The organism is Streptomyces sp. CNZ287, assembly GCF_007827615.1.
Genome location: NZ_VISV01000002.1, coordinates 536295 through 553552, shown reverse-complemented (window position 1 = coordinate 553552; position 17258 = coordinate 536295). Strand labels below are relative to the sequence as shown.

Here is a 17258-nt window from a genome sequence, read left to right as displayed (position 1 = left end):
ATCAGCATGGATCCCTCCGCCCTCACCCGGCGTGCCCGCGCCCTGCGTGCCGCCGTGCGGAACCGGCGGGCCGACGCCACCGCGCTCCCCCGCCGCCGCGCGGAACGGGCCCGGGTGCCGGGGCTCGCGACCGGGGCCGAGGCGGTACCGGGCGGCGGCGTGATCCGCTTCGCCCGCTCCGCGCTGGAACTGCGGGTGACGACGACCGGCGCGGTGTTCTGCGGCTGGGACGGCGCGGAGCCGGAGCCGTCGTACGCACTCGCCCGCGCGCCCGAGACGGACGCGCGCGTGGAGCTCGAACCGGACGCGGCGGGCGGGGGCTGGCGGGTGGTGTCGGAGCGGGTCACGGTGGCGGTGTCGCGGCGCGGGGCGGTGGAGGTGCGTACGCCGGCGGGCGTGGTGCTGCGCCGGGAGCAGCCGCCGCGCTGGTGGGAGTCGCCGGCCGGCGCCCCGGAGGAGGACGTGCGCGAGGAGGTGCGGCGCTGGGTGCAGCGCGCCCACGTCGCCCCCGACGCCCGGTTCTTCGGCCTCGGCGGCCGCGCCGCGGGTCCCTCCCTGCCGGACGGCCGCTACCGGCTGTGGAACAGCGACCCGGGCGGCGCCTTCGCCCCCGGCGACGACCCGCTGTCCCTGACGATGCCCGTGCAGTTCGTCGTCTCCGACGCCGGCTGCCATCTGCTGTTCCACGACAACTCCTGGGACGGCAGCGTCGAGCTGCACCGCGGTGCGGAGGGCGGGGGCTCCGGCCACGACCGGCCGGGCCGCGTCGAGATGCGCATGGCCGGCGGCCCGCTGCGCTACTGGGTGATGGCCGGCACCCCCGCCCGCGTCCTGCAGAGCTGGACGGCGCTCACCGGTGCCCCCGCCGTCCCGCCCGCCTGGGCGCTGGGCTACCAGCATGCGCGCCGGGACTTCGGCGGCGCCGAGGGCGTACGCCGCGTGGTGCGCGGCTACCGCGAGCGCGGCCTGCCGCTCGCCGCGGTGCACCTGGACATCGACCACTACGACGGCCACCGCGTCTTCACCTCCGACCCGCACCGCTTCCCCGACCTGCCCCGGCTGGCCCGCGAGCTGGCCGCCGACGGCGTGCGCATCGTCTCGGTCGTCGACCCTGGCGTGAAGGCCGAGCCGGGCTATCCGGTGTACGACGCGGGCGTGGCCGCCGACGCCTTCGTACGGGACGCGCGCGGCCGCCCCGTACGCGGCGTGGTGTGGCCGGGCGACGCGGTCTTCCCCGACTTCACCGACCCGCGGGCGCGCAAGTGGTGGGGCGGGCTCTACGCGGAGCGGCTGCAGCAGGGCTTCACCGGCTTCTGGCACGACATGAACGAGCCCGCGTCCTTCACCGCCTTCGGCGAGAAGACGCTGCCCCGCTCGGCCCGGCACGCCCTGGAGGGCCGCGGCGGCGACCACCGCGAGGCGCACAACGTCTACGCCCTGCAGATGGCCCGCGCCGCGTACGGTGCGCTGACCGGACTGCAGCCCGACCGCCGCCCGTTCCTCTTCTCCCGCTCCGGCTGGGCGGGCCTCCAGCGCTACGGCGGCACCTGGTCGGGCGACGTGGCCACCGGCTGGCCCGGCCTGTCCGCGTCGCTGGCGCTCGTCATCGGCCTGGGCCTGTGCGGGGTGCCCTACTCGGGCCCGGACATCGGCGGGTTCAGCGGGCGGCCGGATCCCGAGCTGTATCTGCGCTGGCTCCAGCTCGGCTCGTACCTGCCGCTGTTCCGCACCCACTGCGCGCTCGGCGCCGGACGGCGCGAGCCGTGGGAGTTCGGGCCCGAGGTGCTGGAGCACGCCGGCGCGGCGCTGCGCGAGCGGAAGCGCCTGCGCCCGTATCTCGCGACGCTCGCCCGGCTCGCGGAACGCAGCGGCGCGCCTTTCGTCCGTCCGCTGTGGTGGTACGACCCGGCGGACCGGGCGCTGCGCGAGACGGAGGACGCCTTTCTGCTCGGCGACGCGCTGCTGGTGGCCCCGGTACTGGCCGCGGAGGCCCGCCGCCGCGCGGTGCGGCTGCCGTTGGGGCTGTGGTACGACACGGCGACGGGCCGCGCCCTGACGGGCCCGGGCACCGTGGAGCTGGAGGCGCCGCTCGCCCGGGTGCCGGTGCTGGCCCGTGCGGGCGCGGTGCTGCCGGTGGCGGGCGCGGACGGCGGTACGGAGCTGGAGGTCTGGGCGCCGCCGCCCGGCGCCACGGGCGGCGGTGTGGTCGTACGGGACGACGGCGACGGCTGGGAGGCGCCGCGGCTGGAGCGGTACGTGACGCGGTGGGCGGGCCGGACGACGGTGCTGCGCGAGGACGGCACGGAGCCGGACCTGCCGGTGCGGGTGCGGGGCGAGTAGTGCGACCCGGATTCGCGGCGAACATGCAGGGGGGTGGTCTGGACGTCTCGGGCCTCCTCTTCGGTGCCGTCGGCCGCCTCGCCTTCGGTGAGGCATTCGCGAGGTGCATTCGCGGAAGGTGATTGCGAGGGTAATCAGAACGAAGTCCCGGGGCGAATAACCATGAGCCACCGGAGCCGGCGACCTCGAAACTGCTCATTCCTGCGAACACATAAGGTGACTCCTTCACTACCGTGGCTGATCACAAATTGACGCTGCCCGTGCGGGTTCCCAGGCTGGAAGGAGAGGCTGGGAATGGAGTGGGTCGTGAGCGATGGGCAGAGCGGACTTCCCCGGCTGCTGACGGCAGTGGAGACAGCGGCGCCGATGGACGCCGTCGATGTGGTCGCAAGGCACCTGCGGCGGCGGTTCAATGCTACGAAGGTCTCTTTCCTCATCGTGGACCTGACAGGAAAATCGGTGGCACGGCTCTCCACCGCCGGCGAGGCGGAGAGCGGGCGGGAGACGGAGCGGATCCCCCTGGCCGGCAGCGTCTACGAGCAGGTGATCCGCACCCAGCGGCTGTATCAGGATGCCTGCGGCCGGGAACAGCGGGTGATCGTTCCGGTCACCAACCGGGGGGATGCCATCGGGCTGCTGGAGTTGCTCCTGCCGACCGATCTCGGCGAGGACGTCCTCGCCGAGATCGGGGACGCCGCCCACATCCTGGCCTACATCGTGATCGCCAACGGGCGGTTCACCGACTTCTACACCTGGGGCAAACGCTCCAGGCCTCCCAGCCTGGCTGCAGAAATCCAGTACCAGCTCCTGCCCATGTCACTGTCGTGCGAGGCTGCACAGTTCACGCTGTGCGGGAGCCTGGAGCCCTCCGAAGACCTCAGCGGCGACACCTTCGACTACGCCCTGGACCGCGACACCTTGCACCTGTCGGTGACCGACCCCATGGGTCATAACACCGACGCCGCCTTGGCCGCCACGGTCCTGGTGGGCGCGCTGCGCGGCGCGCGCCGCGCAGGAGCCGACCTGGCCGAGCAGGCCGGCCTGGCAGACCGGGCGCTGGCCGAACACGGCCGAGGTCATGCCACGGGGCACTTGCTGCGCATCAACCTTCGCACCGGGCGGGCCCGGTTCGTCAACGCCGGCCACCCCTGGCCGCTGCGCCTGCGCGAAGGAGTCGTGGAATTGATCACCTGCGAGGTGGACCATCCTTTCGGGCTGTTCGAGCCCACGCCCCACCCCTACCGCCTTCAGGATATGGATCTGCGCCCCGGCGACCGTCTGCTCGTGTTCACCGACGGCATGCTCGAACGGCATGCGGAGGGCGTCGACCTGCCCACCCTGCTGGAACGCACCCGGGACCTGCATCCCCGGGAGGCCGCACTGATGCTGACGTCCGCGGTCCTGGACGCCGCAGGTGGCCGGCTCGAAGACGATGCCACCGTGATGTGCCTGGACTGGCACGGCCCCCAGGAAACCCAGCGGCACGTTAGCTCCGGCGCGGACACCCGGCAGGCCTCAGCCGCCCGCACGAAGCCACAGCCCTCACCGTGACCAGGGTGCACTCGGTCAGCTCCATCTGACGTTCCGCGTAACCGAGCGGTCCCCGCCGAAGCCTTCCCCGCGCGTCTCCGGTGCGGTAGTGAGAGGGCCATGTCAATGAACGCCGCCCTCGCGCGCCCACTTTCCCGGTTCGCCGTCCTGGCCGCCGCCGCGGCCCTCGCCGTCACCGCCACCGCGGCACCCCCGGCCACCGCGAAGCCGGAGCCGAAGGCTCCCAAGGAGTTCGTCGCGCTCTCCGACGTGGACCCGACGATCCTGCACGACATCCGCTACGTCACCCCGCACAACTTCACCGGCGAGCGCATCGACGGCTACCGCAAGCCGATGTGCATCCTCACCGAGGACGCCGCCCGGGCGCTGAGGAAGGCGCAGCGGGCGTTCCTCCGGGACGGCTACACCCTGAAGGTCTACGACTGCTACCGCCCGCAGCGTGCCGTGGACCAGTTCGTCACCTGGGCCGAGGACCTGGGCGACCAGCGGATGAAGGACGAGTTCTACCCGCGTGTCGACAAGTCCCGGCTCTTCGAGGACGGCTACATCGCCGCCCGCTCCGGCCACAGCCGCGGCAGCGTCGTGGACCTCACCCTGGTGAAGCTGCCGGCCGGGAACACCCGCCCGTACGTGCCGGGCGAGCCGCTCGTCGACTGTGCGGCCCCACAGGAGGAGCGCTTCCCCGACAATTCCCTTGATATGGGCACAGGCTACGACTGCTTCGACACCCTCAGCCACACGCTGGACGAGCGGGTCCAGGGCGAGCAGCGCGCGAACCGGCTGCGGCTCAAGGACGGCCTGGAGGCCGCGGGCTTCGTGAACTACGCGTACGAGTGGTGGCACTTCGCTCTCGCGGGAGAGCCGTTCCCGGACACGTACTTCGACTTCCCGGTCCACCGCCGCTCGCTGTCCGGTAACGGTCGCTGACGGAGCGCGGCCGGCGGCGTACCGACCGAGTCCGCCCTTGTAGACTGGGCGGATTATGTTCGACCACATTCGGCATCGGCCGCCGGCCACGCTCGCCAGAGAGCGTGAAATCGTCGTGGCCTGTGCTCCGCTTCGCACCCGCGCCAATCTGTCCAGCATCGTCCGCACCGCGGGATGCTGCGGAATCACCAGAGTCATCGCGTGCGGTAACGCGAAAGTCGACCCCGACGTCACGCGGGACAGCACGGACCACGTCACGATCGAGGTCCGCCGGACCCTTCCCCCGGTGCTGAAGGATCTCCGCACGGCCGGTTACCGGGTCGTCGGCCTGGAGCAGACGACCAACTCCCACAATCTGCACAGCTTTTCCTTCCCCCGGAAAACGGCCCTCGCCGTCGGTAACGAGCGGCTCGGCCTCACCGAGGAGGAGTTGAAGTTCGTCGACGACTGCGTCGAGATTCCCGTCTGGGGAATGCCGCACAGCTACAATGTCGCGACCGCGACGGCGATGGCGCTCTACGAGTACTGCAAGCAATACCCAGAAGGCTGATCCGGAACCCGCCCGAATTCAATGAGAGACATGCAGATGACGGTGCCCAGTTGGCGGGAAGTCCGCGACTCTTCTGTGCTGCTGGAGGACGAGTCGGTCCTGGTGCTGAACAAACCCGCCGGGATTTCCGTGATGGGTGAACGGCACGGCACCGATCTCGTGGAACTCGCCGCGGAGGCGGGAGAGCAGCTCTATCCGGCCCATCGCGTCGACAAGGTCACCTCAGGCGTCATCCTCTTCGCCAAGGACCTGGCCACGCACGGCGGCCTGACCCGGCAGTTCAACAAGCGGACCGTCGACAAGGCATATCTGGTCGTCACCGCGACCACCGGCCTGCCCGACCGGGGCACGATCGAGCTGCCGCTCGGCGTCGGGCGGAAGAACAGGGTGCGTATCGCCGCGGCGCGCGAGGCGATCCGGGCCGACGAGGCGGACGGCCGCTGGTGGGTCGCGGAGGAGGACGTACTCGACGGGAAGAATTACCCGTCGATCACCCATTTCCGGACGCTCTGGAGCGACAATGGGCACTCGGTGCTGATCGCCCGCCCGGTCACCGGCAGGCGCCATCAGATCCGCGTCCACCTCGCCTGGATCGGCCACCCGATCCTGGGCGACCCGCTCTTCGACAAGGCCGCCGCGGCGGCTGGGCTGCGGACGCATCTGCACTCCTGGCGGCTGGGCTTCGACGCCTCCTGGCGCGACGGCAGCCGCGTCGACGTGGTCGCAGAACCGGACGACGGCTTCTGGGAGCCGCTGGCCGGCACGCTGACCCCGGACGCGATCGACCGCCTGCTCCGCGACGGCGCGCGGCTCCTCCGCCCGGCGTGACGCGCGGTCCGGCCCCCGACCAGCGGTGTCGAAAATACATTTGAGGCCGTCGTGTCCAGTGTCTTGACGGCCCATCAGGGCAGGTGAACACTGCCGGATGTCAGTCGGGCATCGCCGCACGACGGCCCCCGCCGCTCTGTCTCCCACCGGCGATACGCCTCGCTGACGCGCGCTCGCAGCGACGCCGGTCGGGGTGTGTACCTCTCTCCCCTGCCGGCGCTCGACGTCATGGCAACAGCCAGGGAAAAACGCACCCTTCGTCTCGGCCGGGACGGTGATCCCGGTGGTTGATCGAGGAGCCGCAGTGGACTATCCCAATGGGGACATCTTCGCCGGTGAAGTGATCGGCACCGCCATTCTGATCCTGTTCGGCGCGGGCGTCTGCGCCGCCGTCACCCTGGAGAAATCGAAGGCCAAAGCATCCGGCTGGGTCGTCATCGCCTTCGGGTGGGGCTTCGCCGTGCTGGCCGGCGCCTACACCGCCGCGCCGCTGTCAGGCGGGCACATCAACCCGGCCGTGACCCTCGGCGTGGCCGTCGAGAGCAACGAGAACTGGGGGAAGGTGCCGCTGTACATCGCCTCGCAGATGCTCGGCGCGATCATCGGCGCCGTCCTCGCCTGGCTCGTCTACTACGGCCAGTTCGCCCGCAACGCGAACCGCGAGACGTCCGTCGAGACACTCGGCATCTTCTCCACCCGCCCGGAGATCTACCAGCCGTGGCAGAACCTCGTCACCGAGATCATCGCCACCGTCGGCCTCGTCCTGCCGATCCTCGCCTTCGGCCTCACCGAGGGCCTGGCCGAGTCCGGCACCCAGGTGCTCATCGTCGCGCTGCTCGTCGTCGGCATCGGCCTGTCGCTCGGCGGCCCCACGGGCTACGCCATCAACCCGGCCCGCGACCTGGGCCCCCGTATCGCCCACGCGCTGCTGCCGATACCCAACAAGGGCACCAGCGAGTGGAACTACGCCTGGATACCCGTGGCCGGTCCGCTGATCGGCGGCGTGCTGAGCGCGCTGATCTACAAACTCGCCTTCTAGCAGCAAGGGGACGTCATGACGGACAAGTACGTCGCCGCCATCGACCAGGGCACCACATCGAGCCGCTGCATCGTCTTCGACCAGAACGGCGCCATCGTCGCCGTCGACCAGCGTGAGCACCGCCAGATCTTCCCCAGGCCCGGCTGGGTGGAACACGATGCCACCGAGATCTGGGCCAAGACCCAGGCCGTGGTCGCCGGGGCGCTGGCCAAGGCGGGACTGCGGGCCGACGAGCTGAGCGCCGTGGGGATCACCAACCAGCGCGAGACGACCGTGCTGTGGGACCGGGCCACCGGCAAGCCGGTGCACAACGCCATCGTCTGGCAGGACACCCGCACCGCCGCGCTGTGCACGGAACTCGGCGGCGAGGACGGCCAGGACCGCTTCCGCGACCGCACCGGGCTGCCGCTCGCCAGCTACTTCTCAGGGCCCAAGGCCGCCTGGCTGCTCGACAACGTGCCCGGCCTGCGCCGCCGCGCGGAGAACGGCGAGATCGCCTTCGGCACCGTCGACTCCTGGCTGATCTACAACCTCACCGGCGGTGTGGACGGCGGCGTCCACGTCACCGACGTCACCAACGCCTCCCGCACCATGCTGATGAACATCGAGACCCATCAGTGGGACGAGTCCATCCTGTCGGCCATGGACCTCCCGGCCGCGATGCTGCCGGAGATCCGCTCCTCCGCCGAGATCTACGGCACCTGCACGGGACAGCTCGGCGGCGTGCCCGTGGCCTCCGCGCTGGGTGACCAGCAGGCGGCGATCTTCGGCCAGACCTGCTACGGCGTCGGCGAGGCCAAGAACACGTACGGCACGGGCAGCTTCCTGCTGCTCAACACCGGGACCCGGCCGGTGCCGTCGAAGAGCGGGCTGCTCACCACCATGGGCTACCAGATCGGCGGCGAGGCGCCCGTCTACTGCCTGGAGGGGTCCATCGCCATCACCGGGGCCCTGGTGCAGTGGTTCCGCGACCAGCTCGGCATCATCTCGGCCGCCGAGGAGATCGAGACGCTGGCGGCGAGCGTCGACGACAACGGCGGCGCGTACATCGTCCCGGCGTTCTCGGGGCTGTTCGCCCCGTACTGGCGCGGCGACGCGCGCGGCGTCGTCACCGGTCTGACCCGGTACGTCACCAAGGCGCACCTGGCACGCGCCGTGCTGGAGGCGACGAGCTGGCAGACGCGCGAGGTCGTCGACGCGATGTACGAGGACTCGGGGGTACGGCTGACGGACCTGAAGGTGGACGGAGGGATGACCGCCAACAATCTGCTGATGCAGCACCAGGCGGACGTCCTCGGCGTGCCCGTGATGCGGCCGGTGATCTCCGAGACCACCTGCCTCGGCGCCGCCTACGCCGCGGGCCTGGCCACGGGCGTGTGGCGGGACCAGGACGAGCTGCGCTCCCACTGGAAGCGCGACACCGAGTGGACGCCGCACATGGACGAGGGCACGCGGGAACGCGAGTACCGCAACTGGCGCAAGGCCGTCGAGCGCAGCTTCGGCTGGCAGGACGACCAGGAGGCCGGCGCAGGCTGACGCAGCGGCGCCGCGGCGCGGCCGTCCGCCGTCAGGACCTGCTGCCCCGCGGCGCCGCCGCCAGATGCTCGCCGACCCGCTTGACCAGCAGCGTCATCTCGTACGCGATCTGCCCGATGTCGGCGTCCGACGCGGCCATCACCGCGAGGCAACTGCCGTCGCCCGCCGCGGTGACGAAGAGGAACGCGTCGTCCAGCTCCACGAGCGTCTGCCGTACGGATCCCGCCTCGAAGTGCGTGCCCACGCCCTTGGCCAGACCGTGGATGCCGGAGGCGACCGCCGCCAGATGCTCGGAGTCCTCCCTGCTCACGTCCTCGGAGACACTCATCGGCAGCCCGTCGGAGGACAGCACCAGCGCCATCCGCACGCTCGCCAGCCGCCCCACCAGATCGTCGAGCAGCCAGTTCAACCGGCCCCCGGCCGGGTGCCGTCTGTTCCCACCCTGCACAACCATGCCCGCGTCCCTTCCCCAGTCGGCAGAGCCTACTACCGTCGCCCCGGCAACTCGTAGCCCCCTTCGAACGTTGACACATCGGAACGTGTGAACATGGGTACCCGGGGCTTTCGTCACCCCGCGTGCGGGGCAGTGACCCCGGGCACCCGGCAGTCGAGCGGGAGAGGAACCTGATGGCTGCGGAGGAGGAGCTGCGGCGCCCCGAATCGCCGCTCTGGGTCGAGGAGCCGGTCGGCACACCGAGGCTTCCCGACCCGGTGCGGACGGCGGCCGTACGCGCCGTGATCATCGTGGCCGTGACCCTGAGCCAGGCGATGGCCGCGCTGCTGTTCACCGTCAGCGGGTCGTGGCCGGCCTTTCCACTGCTGCTGAGCACGGTCGTGAGCACCGTGGTCGCGACCTGGGGCGTGCTGGACGTGTGGGTGACACGGCAGGTGTGGAAGCAGCGGTACGGGGTGGAGTCGCGGCCCAGCAGCGCCGCCCGCCGCGCCCGCAGGGAGCGCCGCGGCGGCCGCCGTACGCAGCGCGGCCGGCCGCCCGGAGCGGTGGCCGCGGGAGTCTGACCGGGCCCGGGGCGGCCGCAGCGCCGCCGTGCCCCGTACGGTGACCGGATCCGAACCTCCCCGGGCCGTATCGGCCTGTTGTCGCTGCATCCGCCAACGACGCTTCTGCCGCCAGGTGTCGGTGGAGCCGGGCCGCCGAGTGCGGCGCCCGGCTCCGTACCCGAGGGGGTGCCGCTACGTGACCGCGGGCGGGCGGCGGAAGATGCGGGTGGCCGTCACCTCGCCGACCGAGGGCTCCTCCCCGTCCCGCTGGGCCGGCAGTCCGGGGCGCAGGTGCTCCTCGACGGTGATGTACTTCAGGCCCGCGCGCAGGTCCGCGTCGTTGCGCAGCCGGATCACCAGGGGGAACTCCGCGAGCGCCGTGGTGTCGAACAGGCCCGTGGTGTAGAGGAGCTGCACGCCGAGGGCATCGGCCACGGCGCGTTGCAGCTCCAGCAGATACGTGGCGTTGGCGCGGCCGATGGGGTTGTCGAGGAAGAGCGTGCCCGCGTGGTGGTGCCGGTCGTCGCCGCGGTCGTTGCCGCGGAGGGCGGCCATCGTGCAGTACAGCGCGATAGCGGCGGTGAGCAGCTGGCCGCCCGAGAACACGTCGCCCATCTGCCCGACGGGCACGCGCTCCGCGCGCAGCACCGCGTCCGGCTTGAGAATCTCCACCGCCACGCCCTTGGGCGCCATCGCGGCGTCCACGCCGCGCAGCAGGAGGGTCGTGCCGTCGCGGCGCAGGTCGCTGTTCTTGCGTACGGCCGCACGCGTGGCCTCGTCGATCACCTCGCCCAGGCGCTCGGAGAGGGTCGCCTGGTCGGGGTCCTCGAAGCGGATGCGCAGGAACTCCTGCCCGGACCACTCCCCCAGCCCTTCCGGCAGCCGGGACAGCCGCTGCGCGGCGCGGAGCGTGGCCAGGCCGGACTCGACCAGGCCGCGCAGCCGGTCGACGATGCCGTCGCGGTTGCGCTCCAGCTGCGCCAGCTCGTCGGTGAGCACCCGCAGCCGGGGCGCGAAGGCCGCGGCCCAGGCGGCGGCGTGCTCCGGGAGGGCGGCAGCAGGCAGTTCGCGGATCTGCTGCCGGGCGGGGGTGCGGACCTGCTCGTAGCGGGTGGAGTTGGCGTGCCGTACGAGGATGTCGCACGCGTCGCGCAGGGCGGACTCGGCGGTCGCCAGGTCCGCGGCGCAGCCGCGCAGCGAGCGGCGGGACTCGGCGGCGGCCTGCCGGGCCCCGTCCAGCCCGCCGGGGAACGGCTCCGCCTCGCCCGCGTCGTCCTGCTCCTCGCCCGCGGCGGGGCCGCGAAGCAGGTCGCGCAGCATGGCGGCGGTCTCGGCGAAGGCGCCGGCGGCGTCCTCGGCGGCGGCGCAGGCGCGGCGCAGCCCGGCGTGCGCCTCGGTGGCGGCGGCGAGTTCGTCGGCGCGCTCGGCGGCGGTGGCGGCGGCGGACCGCAGCAGCGCCTGGGCCTGCTCGGCGCCGGCCGGCACGAGGTCCTCGGGCAGCTCGGTGTGCGCCTCGCCCGCCGCGGGCGCGAGCCGTTCCGCGTCACCGCGCAGCCGGCCCAGGGTCTCGCTGGCGGCGGCGGAGCGGGACTCCAGCAGGTGCACGACGGACTCGGCGCGGACGGCGGCGGCCTGCCGCGACGGCGCGTCGGCGCCGTCGGGCCCGGCGAGGAGGGTGGCGGCGCGCGTACGGACCTTGTTGCTGAGCCGGTTCAGCTCCGCCAGCGCGGCGGACTCCTCGCTCTCGGCCCGCGCCTGCTCGGCGCGGAGATCGGCTCCGACGCCGACCTTCTCGTAGACCTGGGAGGCGGCCCGGTACGCCTCCCGCAGCGCGGGCAGCGAGGCACGGGCCGCGTCGGCGGCGACGGCCTGGGCATGCCGGGCCCGGCGCCGGGCGCCGCCCTCGGCGCGGGAGGCGTCGCCCTCGGCAGGGTCGGTGTCGCCGTCCGCCGCCGGGTCCGGCTCCTGGAGCGTCCCGGGTGACGGGCCGCCACCGGCCTCGGCCGCCTCGTCCGCCGCCTCGGCCTCCAGTTCCTCGGCCACGCCCGCGATCTCCGCGCGCTCCGCGCGAAGGGCGCGCGCCGTGCGGCGGGCGTCGTCGGCGGCGCGCTGGGCGTCGCGGCGGTCCTCGTCGGCGGCGCGGGCGCGGGCGGTGCAGTCGGCGGCCCGGGCTTCGTACTCCAGGGCCTCGTCGGCGAGTTCGCGGAGGCGGGCCTGCCAGCCGGAGCGTTCGCGGAGGCGGTGGGCCAGGCCCGCGAGGGCGTCGGCGCTGCGGCGCGCGCGCTGGGCCTGGTCCTGGCGCTCCTCGCGGGCCCGCGCGGTCTCCTCGGCGGCGGCCGCGGCGTCCTCGGCCTCGACGCGGGCGCGGGTCAGCGTCTCGTCCGCCGCGGCCGATGCCGTACGGGCCGACTCCGCGGCGGCGGCCAGTTCCGCCAGCCGGCCGGCGGGGCAGCCCGTACGCCACGAAGCCAGCCGGGCCGCCAGCGTCCGGTCGGCCGCCAGGCGGGCGGCCAGGACGCGGATCTGCTCGTCGCGGTCGGCGGCGCGGGCGCGCAGGGCGTGGCGTTCGTCGTCGGCGGCGCGCTCGTCGTGCATGGCCGGGTTGGGCGGCACGAGGAACACGCCGCCGTCGCGCTCCCCGGTGGGCGGCGGCGCGAGGAGCGCGGCGGCCGTGCCCACGGCAAGGGCCGAGCGGGGCAGCAGCGCCGCTTCGCGCAGCACCTCGCGGGCGCGCGCGTGGGTGTCCGGGTCGGTGATGACGACACCGTCGACCAGCTCCGGGCGGGCGTCGAGCACGGCTGCGTGGTCGGCCGGGTCGACGGCCTGCGCGAGGTAACGCCATCCGGGCAGCGCGGGAATGCCGTGCTCGCCGAGGCAGTCGACGACGGCCAGCACGTCGGGACCGGGCGGCAGCAGCCCGCCGTCGCCGAGCGCGGCGAGGATCCGGGCGTCGTCCCCGGCGGCGGTGCGCAGGTCGAAGAGCCGCCGCTCGTCGTCGGTGACCCGCGCGTCGAGCAGCGTCCGCAGCTCGTCGGCCGCGCGGTCGAACTCCACGGCGCTCAGCGCCCGTTGCTCTCCGCCCTCGCCCTCTGCCTCCGGCAGGCCCAGCAGTTCCACCAGCCGCCGCTCCCCCGCCAGCGACTCCGCCGCGCGGCGCTCCGTGCCGTACGCCGCCTCGGCCGCCTCCGCCGCGTCCGCGGCGCGGGCCGCCGCCAGCTCGGCGCGGGCCAGGGCCGCCGCCGTCTCGCGCGCGTGGTCCGCCGCCGTACGGGCCGCTTCGCGGGCCTCATCCCAGGCGGCGACCGCCGCCTTCTCGGCGTCCCCGGCGACGAGGGCCGCGCGGGCCGGGTCCGTGTCGGGGGCGGCGGGGTCGGTGTCGAGCCAGCCGGCCCGTACCGCCTCCGCCGTCTCCTGCTCGACCTCCGCGAGCCGCTGGCGCAGGTGGTCGGTCTCGCTGCGGGCGCGCTGCGCCCGGGTGGCGGCGGCGACCGCGTCGGCGTGCGCCGTCTCCGACTCCTGCTGGAGGACGGCCGAGCGCTCCTCCTGCTCCGCCGCCAGCGTCTCGCCGTCGCGGGCGGCGGCGTGCAGCGCGCGTACGAGCCCGGTGGCCGCCGTCGCGCGGGCGGCCAGCGCCGGGGCGGCGTCGCGCTCGGCCTCGCGGATGGCGGCGGAGACGCGCGCCGCGCGGTCGGCGGCGGCGCGGTGCCGCAGCACCGCCTCCGCGGCCTGCCAGGCGGCGTGCAGCGTACGGGCGTCGGTCAGCTCCCGGCGCTTGCCCGCCGCGCTCTTCTCCGCGGCGGCCAGCGCCAGCGACGCGTGCCGGTACGCCAGCTCCGCGGCGATCAGTTCACTGTCGCGCCGGGACGACTCCGCCGCCGTGACCCGCTCCGCGGCCGTCCGCTCCTGCCCGGCCAGCTCCGCCGCCCGGGCACGCTCCGCGCCGGCCCGCGCCGTGAGCCGTGCGGCCAGCGCCCGGGCCCGGCGCTCGGCGCCGCCGAGGATGTCGCGGGCGCGGGCACGCTGCTCCGCGCCCGTGACGATGTGCTCGAGAAGGTCGAGCGAGCCGGCGGTGAAGTCGCGTTCCGCGGTCAGCTCCGCGCGACGGCCCAGCTTGTGCGCGAAGCCGTGGACGAGGTCGGCGAGGCCGTCGGTGTCGCGGGTGTCGGTGACGGCGCGGAGCAGCAGGTGGGTGAAGTCGGAATCGTTCTTCACCGCGAACAGCCCGGCGGCCTCGCCCTCGTCGGCGTTCATCTCCCGCTGGTAGCGGAAGAGTTCCGGGTCGAGGCCGAGGCGCGTCAGGTGCTCGTTCCACCGCTCGTGGATCTCCTCCCACACCACGTCCAGGTGCGGGTACGCCTTGCCGGCCTCGGTCAGTACGTCCCGGAAGCCCTTCATGGTGCGGCGCCGCCCGCGCGCGCCCGAGGCGCCTTCAGCGGCGGGGCGCACCGCCGCGGACTCGGCGACCGGCAGCGCGTCCAGGCCCATCCCGGGCCCGGGACGGAACGAGTACCATGCCTCGGCGAACTTCCGCGGGTCGCCGGAGACCTGCCGGCCGCGCCACTCGCTCACCTTGCCGACGACGATCTGCTCGCCGGTGACGGTGTGCTGCCACTCCAGCGCGACGTGCCCGGTGTCGTCGGCGAGCAGGAACTTGCGCAGCACGCCGGAGCTGGCGCCGCCCAGGGTGTTGCGGTGGCCGGGCAGCATCACGGAGAAGATCAGCTTCAGCAGGACGGACTTGCCGCCGCCGTTCTCCAGGAAGAGCACGCCCGCGGGCGCGGGCCGGCGCGGCGGCCCGGTGGGCTCGGCGGCGAAGAAGTCGCCCTGGGCGGGCGCGGGCTGGGGCACCTCGGCGCCGACGCCGCGCAGGTCGAGCACGGTGTCGGCGTACCGCGCACCGGCGGGTCCGATGGAGTAGAGGCGGATGCGGGACAGCTCGTACATGCGATTGCGGCCTTCGCTCGTGACGTCTCGACCGGCCGTCAGGCCCGCTCGTGCTGGCTGGGGAAGAACGGCAGCGCGCCGCCGGCGATCTCGCCGTCGTCGTCGGCGGCGGGCACCAGGGTCGCACTGCCGTCGGCGACGGGCACGACGCCCAGCTCCAGCAGCTCGGACATGGCCGCGCCGCCGGCCATGTCCCGCACCTGCAACTGGTAGCGGGCGGTGGTGCGGTACGTGCCGCCGGCGTCGTCCGACGTGCGCTGGAGGAAGCCGGAGTCGGTGAGGAACGCCATCGCCTTGCCGATGATGCCGGTGGTGGAGCCGGCGAGCCGGCGGGCGTCCTTCGTGGCGCCGGTGGCGCTGCGGCGCGCGTACACCCGCCAGGCGGCCTCCAGGCCGCGCTCGCCCTCGGCCGGGTCGGTGTTCTCACCGGCCTCCTCGGCGCGCTCCTCCAGGCGGCGGCATGCCTGGCGGACGAAGGCGTCGACGCCGTTGACGCTGACGCGGCCGATGTATCCGTCGTCCGCCAGATCCTCGGGGCGCGGGAACGCCATGGCGGCGACGGCGAGGTGAGCCAGGCCGTGCAGGAAGCGGTCGGCGGAGTCGGTGGCGGCGCGGCGGGCGTAGTCGCCCATGCGGACGGCGAAGACGGAGTCCTCGGAGGCGGTGACGGCCATGCCCGTACGGGCCGAGACCTCCAGCACGACGAGGCCGAGGCCGGTGGCGACGGCGTCGGCGAGGCGGGCGAAGGGCGGGTCTTCCCGGTAGCGCCGGAGCAGTTCTCCGTACTCCAGGTCGCGGGCGGGCAGCAGCTTGGGCTGGAGGCCGAAGGAGACCAGGCGGGCGGCGTCGGCGGCGTCGGCCGGGGTGACCGCGGGCGGGTGGCCGTCGGCGCTCCCGGTCGCGGCGGCCGTCCCGGGGGCGGTCGCGGGGTCGGGGGTCACGAGGCGGCCTCCGTCCGGCCTGCCGCCATCCCGGCGGCGTCCAGCAGTGCCGTGCCGACGATGAGGTCCGCGCCGCCGAACTCGGCGTCCTCCATCTGCGTCCCGTCGTCCACGGCGAAGAGCAGCCGCTCGTCACCCTGCCGGTACGCCGTCCCCACCGCGGGACCCGCGGCGTGCACCGCGAGGAGGGCGACCAGATACGGAAGCTCGGGGTCGCGGCGGCGGGCGTCGGCGAGCAGCCCCGACAGCCGGCGCGGCGCGTCCGGCGGCAGGTCGAGCAACTCGCCCGCGGCGGCGAGCTGCTCCTCGCTGAACCGGCTGTCGTCGGGGGTGGCGACGAGGTCGGGCTCGGGCATCTCGGCGCCCAGGTGGGCCCGTTCCAGCGGGGGCGTCAGCAGCAGCTCCGCGAGGTCGGCGAGGCGTACGGCGTGCGGGGCGCGCAGCCCGGTGCCGCGGGCGAAGAAGGCATCGGTGACGCGGTGGGCGGCGGAGACGGGCAGCGGCAGCACGGGGGCGAGGAGTTGGCCGTAGAGGTCGACTCCGGTGCGGGCGGCGGGCGGTGCGAACGCCTGCCGGTCCTGCTCGGCGCGGAACAGCGGGCCGGCGTCCAGCAGCCGGGTCTGGAGCTGGGTGTGGCGGCGGATGCAGTCCTTCACGATGTCGACCAGCTCCGCGGCGCGGCGCTTGTGGTCGGGGTCTTCCGCCTCGTCGCGGGCGCGGCGGATGTTGGTGAGGATGGCGTTCTCGTGCCGGTACCGGTCGGCGACGTGGTCCAGCGCCTCGTCGATCATCGCCGGGACGGTCTGGAGCCAGTCGACCGCGCGCACGTTGCGCCGGGTGGCCTCCAGGGCGCGGCGCAGCGTCTCGGCGTACTGCACGGTGCGGTAGCGGGCCTGCTCGGCGGCGAGCTGGGCGTCGGCGAGCCGGCCGCGGCTGATGAGGACCTCGAGCTTGACCTCGGCGGCGATCTGCGCGCTGGTGACGTCGGTGTCGAGGGCGCCCACCAGCACGTTGACCGCCTCGTCGGTGGTCCGCAGATAGACGGCGCCGCCGGGTCCCGGGACCTCTTCGAGGAGCTTGAAGTCGTACTCCCTGCGGACGTACGCGCCGTCGTGGCCGAAGGTGCCGTACACCGCGCGGAAGCCGCGGTCGACGCTGCCGACGTTGACGAGGCTGTCCAGCACCCAGTGCGCCACCCGCTCGTGCTCGGCGCGGGGGCGCAGCGGCGCCTGGGCGGCGACGCGCGGCAGCAGCCGGGCGATGACCTCGTCGGGCTCGGCGCCGGTGTCGAAGTCCATCTGCAGTGTGATCAGATCGATGGCGGAGAGGGCCACCTCCGCCATCGCATACACCCCGAACTCGCCGGCGAGCATCGCCTTGCGGGCGTCCAGGTCGTGCAGCGGAGCCGTGCACGCCAGGGCGCGCAGCCGGCGGGCCAGCCCTTCGTCGGCGGCGGGGCCCGGAGCGGGCCGCGGCGCGCCGGGCGCAGGCGTCGCGGTGGTCGGAGCAGTCACGACGGACAGATTAGGCGGTGCCACCGACATCGGCCGAAACGGCACGGCCGGCCGCCGGCCCGGACGGCGCGGAGGGGCGGCGGCCTGGG

Annotated in this window: 12 protein-coding genes; 8 read left to right on the top strand and 4 right to left on the bottom strand. The window is 73.9% G+C overall.

The features are described 5' to 3' along the window. Positions 1-6 precede the first annotated feature (6 nt). The 7 genes from FB457_RS06595 (at position 7) to glpK (ending at position 8771) form a co-directional block, all read left to right on the top strand. On the top strand, positions 7-2340 hold the full coding sequence (locus FB457_RS06595) for a glycoside hydrolase family 31 protein (protein ID WP_047014440.1): 2334 nt from the start codon (positions 7-9) through the stop codon (positions 2338-2340). 366 nt (positions 2341-2706) lie between these two features. Then, complete coding sequence (locus tag FB457_RS06590) at positions 2707-3891, top strand: PP2C family protein-serine/threonine phosphatase (protein ID WP_047019711.1); 1185 nt, start codon at positions 2707-2709, stop codon at positions 3889-3891. A 99-nt stretch (positions 3892-3990) separates the two neighbouring features. Further along, positions 3991-4818, top strand: coding sequence for a M15 family metallopeptidase (locus tag FB457_RS06585; RefSeq protein WP_047014441.1), 828 nt, complete (start codon positions 3991-3993; stop codon positions 4816-4818). Between the two features lie 55 nt (positions 4819-4873). Then, the gene (locus FB457_RS06580) at positions 4874-5368 is read left to right on the top strand and encodes a TrmH family RNA methyltransferase (RefSeq protein WP_047014442.1); all 495 of its coding nucleotides are present in this window, start codon (positions 4874-4876) and stop codon (positions 5366-5368) included. Positions 5369-5398: 30 nt separating this feature from the next. After that, the gene (locus FB457_RS06575; protein WP_347613877.1) at positions 5399-6196 is read left to right on the top strand and encodes an RluA family pseudouridine synthase; all 798 of its coding nucleotides are present in this window, start codon (positions 5399-5401) and stop codon (positions 6194-6196) included. A 304-nt stretch (positions 6197-6500) separates the two neighbouring features. Beyond that, positions 6501-7235 carry an MIP/aquaporin family protein gene (locus tag FB457_RS06570; protein ID WP_047014443.1) on the top strand — a complete coding sequence of 245 codons (735 nt, stop codon included), beginning with the start codon at positions 6501-6503 and terminating at the stop codon, positions 7233-7235. Positions 7236-7250: 15 nt separating this feature from the next. Then, the gene (glpK, locus tag FB457_RS06565; protein WP_047014444.1) at positions 7251-8771 is read left to right on the top strand and encodes a glycerol kinase GlpK; all 1521 of its coding nucleotides are present in this window, start codon (positions 7251-7253) and stop codon (positions 8769-8771) included. 31 nt (positions 8772-8802) lie between these two features. Here the strand turns inward: glpK and FB457_RS06560 are convergent, their stop codons facing one another. Continuing rightward, the gene (locus tag FB457_RS06560) at positions 8803-9225 is read right to left on the bottom strand and encodes a roadblock/LC7 domain-containing protein (protein ID WP_047014445.1); all 423 of its coding nucleotides are present in this window, start codon (positions 9223-9225) and stop codon (positions 8803-8805) included. Between the two features lie 173 nt (positions 9226-9398). Here FB457_RS06560 and FB457_RS06555 point away from each other — a divergent pair, with 173 nt between their 5' ends. Continuing rightward, positions 9399-9788 (top strand): hypothetical protein, encoded by a 390-nt coding sequence (locus FB457_RS06555; RefSeq protein ID WP_047014446.1) that lies wholly within the window; start codon positions 9399-9401, stop codon positions 9786-9788. Positions 9789-9962: 174 nt separating this feature from the next. On the opposite strand, the gene FB457_RS06550 is transcribed toward FB457_RS06555, so the two are convergent. From FB457_RS06550 to FB457_RS06540, 3 genes are read right to left on the bottom strand one after another with little or no spacing between them, the layout of a single operon-like run. Next, positions 9963-14714, bottom strand: a complete 4752-nt coding sequence (locus tag FB457_RS06550; protein ID WP_145781149.1) for a hypothetical protein — start codon at positions 14712-14714, stop codon at positions 9963-9965. 38 nt (positions 14715-14752) lie between these two features. After that, complete coding sequence (locus tag FB457_RS06545; RefSeq protein WP_047014448.1) at positions 14753-15655, bottom strand: hypothetical protein; 903 nt, start codon at positions 15653-15655, stop codon at positions 14753-14755. Beyond that, positions 15652-17169 (bottom strand): hypothetical protein, encoded by a 1518-nt coding sequence (locus FB457_RS06540; protein ID WP_145781147.1) that lies wholly within the window; start codon positions 17167-17169, stop codon positions 15652-15654. The genes FB457_RS06545 and FB457_RS06540 overlap by 4 nt, the downstream gene beginning before the upstream one ends. Positions 17170-17258 lie beyond the last annotated feature (89 nt).